Origin of the sequence: Streptomyces sp. NPDC004667, assembly GCF_040609475.1 — a bacterium.
Taxonomy (GTDB): domain Bacteria; phylum Actinomycetota; class Actinomycetes; order Streptomycetales; family Streptomycetaceae; genus Streptomyces.
The window spans coordinates 1-3,211 of record NZ_JBEXKC010000217.1 but is presented as its reverse complement, the minus strand read 5'-3'; the positions used below and the strand labels follow the sequence as shown (position 1 = coordinate 3,211).

General features: G+C 70.5%; 4 protein-coding genes and 2 pseudogenes. 4 read left to right on the top strand and 2 right to left on the bottom strand.

Annotated elements, in window-relative coordinates; genetic code table 11:
• Together ABZW32_RS39365 and ABZW32_RS39360 are read left to right on the top strand one after the other, a co-directional pair.
• Window positions 1-373: calcium-binding protein (locus tag ABZW32_RS39365; protein ID WP_356225666.1), on the top strand; the 373-nt coding region annotated here is incomplete at its 5' end.
• A gap of 164 nt (window positions 374-537) precedes the next feature.
• Window positions 538-705 carry a hypothetical protein gene (locus tag ABZW32_RS39360; protein ID WP_356225668.1) on the top strand — a complete coding sequence of 56 codons (168 nt, stop codon included), beginning with the start codon at window positions 538-540 and terminating at the stop codon, window positions 703-705.
• Here the strand turns inward: ABZW32_RS39360 and ABZW32_RS39355 are convergent.
• Together ABZW32_RS39355 and ABZW32_RS39350 are read right to left on the bottom strand one after the other, a co-directional pair.
• A pseudogene (locus ABZW32_RS39355) lies at window positions 648-879 on the bottom strand (transposase family protein); the annotation flags it as partial. The gene ABZW32_RS39360 and the pseudogene ABZW32_RS39355 overlap by 58 nt on opposite strands.
• Before the next feature lie 39 nt (window positions 880-918).
• Window positions 919-1,329 (bottom strand): DUF3224 domain-containing protein, encoded by a 411-nt coding sequence (locus ABZW32_RS39350; protein ID WP_356225664.1) that lies wholly within the window; start codon window positions 1,327-1,329, stop codon window positions 919-921.
• A gap of 117 nt (window positions 1,330-1,446) precedes the next feature.
• On the opposite strand from ABZW32_RS39350, the gene ABZW32_RS39345 reads away from it, so the two are divergent.
• Window positions 1,447-2,460 (top strand): WYL domain-containing protein, encoded by a 1,014-nt coding sequence (locus ABZW32_RS39345; RefSeq protein WP_356225662.1) that lies wholly within the window; start codon window positions 1,447-1,449, stop codon window positions 2,458-2,460.
• A gap of 352 nt (window positions 2,461-2,812) precedes the next feature.
• Window positions 2,813-3,211, top strand: a pseudogene (locus ABZW32_RS39340) (hypothetical protein); the annotation flags it as partial.

The following is a 3,211-nucleotide window of genomic DNA, read 5'->3' as shown; positions in this document are numbered from 1 at the left end:
CAACGACGTCCTGATCGGCACCCCCGGCGACGACGTGATCTTCGCTCTCGCCGGGAACGACGTGGTCGACGGCCGCGGCGGCAACGACCTGATCTGCGGCGGCGACGGCAACGACATGCTGTCCGGCGGCGACGGCAACGACCGAGTCGAGGGCGGCAACGGCAACGACACCCTCATCGGCGGCAACGGCAACGACACCCTCATCGGCGACAACGGCAACGATGCTCTGTCCGGCGGCGCGGGCAACGACACCAACGAGGGCGGCCCCGGCAACGACGCCCTCAACGGCGGGCCCGGGATCAACATCAACAACGGCGGAACCGGCCACAATACCTGCATCAACCCCATCACCGGACCCGGCTGCAACATCTGATCAACGATCACCAGAAACGGGCCCCGGAACGTCCTTCGCCGCAGCAGCGACCGACGCCCGGGGCCCGTCTTCGACGCTCCGCGGCACAGCCCGTCAGGGGCCTACATCGCGCTGTGTGACTCACTTGCCTGACCCACCAGTGGTACCGCGCGGCCTTCGGCCCGGTGAACGAGCGGTTCTGGATCGACGCCCCCGAGACCGAGCGCCGCCGCCAGGTCCTCGACGTCCTCTACGCCGAGATCGGCATCATTGAGCGCGGGAAGAACGCAGCCATCGCCGGCGAGATAGCGAAAAGCGGCGCGAGCTGCCGCATGGTGAGGTTCCTGCGGTAGTACACGGCCACCAGCAGCGCTCGGGTCAGGCAGCGGCAGACATCACGGCCGACCGCCGCCGGGGTCGTGCCCGCCTCGCTCCCGGACCGCCTTCACCAGCTTCGCGAACCGGTCCATGGGCAAGCATGCGAACGTCTCCACCCACTCCGGCTCAGCCCGCAACACCCCACTCATACAGGGAAATGCCGAAGGCTGAGCCTTCTGCAGCACCCTTTAGGCCAGTGTGTAGGTGAAGGTGTACGGGACGGACTGCTCGCCATGGCGGTAGTCGAAGCCGCCGGAGCCTGAAATCCCGGTGAGTTCGCCGGTGCCGGAGCCAGGGACCACCTCGAAGCGGCAGCGCGTACCGGAGGAGTCGAACTCGCCCCGCTCCTCCAGGACGAACGTCCCCGCGCGGCCCTCGACGGCACCGGACAGCAGCTCCATGCCGGCGTACGTGCCGGACGTCTCCCCGGTGTACGTGATGGCGTACGAACAGCTGGTATCGGAAGCCTCGATCGCGCCCGTGAAGGAGTTGGTCACCATGGCGTGGGCGAGCCGCGGCATGGTGTCGGCGGGGCCGACGGGCTGTTCCTCCCAGCCGGCGAAGGTGAAGCGGCCGCCGGTCTGCGTGGGCGTGGACATGGTGATCCTCCTGGCACTGTGCGTCGTGAGCCGGCGGGCGGTCCGTGCCCCCGGCGTGAGAACAGCCTGTCCGGGGTACCTGACACCTTCTGTCAGGTACCCCGGACAATGACCCCCATGCGCGCAGACCGGCTCCTCTCCCTGCTCCTGCTGCTCCAGAACCGCGGCCGGATGACCGCCCCCGAGCTCGCCGCCGAGCTGGAGGTGTCGGTCCGTACCGTCTACCGGGACATCGAAGCCCTCGGAGCTTCCGGCGTGCCTGTGCGTGCCGACCGGGGCCCGGCCGGCGGATACCGGCTGATGGACGGCTACCGCACCCGGCTCACCGGACTCACCGATGCCCAGGCCGGCTCCCTCTTCCTCGCCGGCGTGCCCGGCCCCGCGAGGGAACTCGGCCTCGGCGCCGACCTGGCCGCCGCCCAGCTGAAGCTCCAGGCATCCCTGCCGGCCGAACTCGCCTCCCGGGCCCGCCAGATCCAGGACCGCTTCCACCTGGACGCCCCGGCCTGGTTCCGCGACGCCGACCCCGTCCCGCACCTCGCGCAGATCGCCCAGGCGGTGTGGGACCAGCGGATCCTGCGCACGCACTACCGCCGCTGGGACGGCGAGGTCCACCGCGAGCTGAGCCCGCTCGGCCTCGTCGTCAAGGGCGGCATCTGGTACCTCGTCGCCCGCGCGGACGAGGAGGTGGTGCGGACGTACCGCGTGGGCCGCTTCCAGGCCGTCGAAACACTGGACGCAGGCTTCGAACGGCCCGTCGACTTCGACCTCGCCGCGTACTGGCAGGAGAGCTCCCGCCGCCTGGAGGGCATGCTGCTGCGGCAGACCGCCGAGCTCCGGCTCTCCCTGCGCGCCCGCAAGCTGCTGCCCATGCACTTCGGGTCGGCGGGCGTACGCGCCCTCGCGGAGGCGGAGGCGGCAGGCCCGGACGCCATCGACGCCGAGGGCCGGCTCCACGTTCGCCTCCCCGTGGAGACACACGCCGTCGCCGTCGGCGACCTGCTGCGCCTTGGCCCCGAAGCCGAAGTCCTCGGCCCGCCAGAACTGCGCCGCGCCGTCGCCGAAGCTGTCGCCGCGCTGGCCGAACGCTACGCCGGGCGTGTGAATGGGTGCGTTGGTGGCAGCGGGTGAGCGTCAGCTGGGTCGAGGCTGTTGTTCCCGCCTGTGCCCTGCAGGGCCTCGGTTCTTGGCTGCCATGGGGTGACCAGGCTGCTGCCATGTGCTGGGAGAGCTGCTGCCATCAGCCCGCACCTTCACACTGCCCGTACAGCCGCTCCCCGCCGGTTGCGATCTCTCGGTTTCGTGACGGTGGAGTGAGAGACAGCGAGGGTGTGTGCGTTGGCTCAGGTCATCGTCGGTTTGCAGGGTGGGGCTCACTGTCATTGATGTGCGAGATCGGGGCGATTCCACTGACACCGGGTGGTATTCGTGCAGGTAGTGCACTGACACGAAACCGACAGATCGCACGTTTGGGGTGCGTTTCGTGGTGGAGCTTGTGGTGTACGGCGTGTACGGGGCGGCGTCCCGGTTGCGGGTGTCGGTGGCTGCGTGGCGGTGGGCGGCGGGTTCGGGCCTGGTCCCTCCGGCAGACGCCGGTGGGTGGTCGCGGGCGGTGGTGGAGGCCTCCGACCCGGAGGCGGTCCGTGCGGCGTTGCCGGGCCCGGTCGGGGCTGGGGTCGCGGCGGACCGGCTGACGCAGGTCCTGGGGACGCCGTTGCCGCGCTGCCGCCCTCGGGTGACGGCGGCGGCCGTCGGTCACCTGGTCCGGGCCGGTCTGCTGGTCTACCTCGGCGGTGACGTCGAGTTCCCGGACGTCCACTCGGATCAGGTGGCCGCGCTGGGCCGCCGCCGGGACCTGCCTGCCCTCCTGGACCGGCATGTT

What these genes read in the sequence shown, in the direction of transcription:
- ABZW32_RS39350 (WP_356225664.1), bottom strand. Translation starts at nt 1,329, where the DNA reads ATGTCCACGCCCACGCAGACCGGCGGCCGCTTCACCTTCGCCGGCTGG.
- ABZW32_RS39345 (WP_356225662.1), top strand. Translation starts at nt 1,447, where the DNA reads ATGCGCGCAGACCGGCTCCTCTCCCTGCTCCTGCTGCTCCAGAACCGC.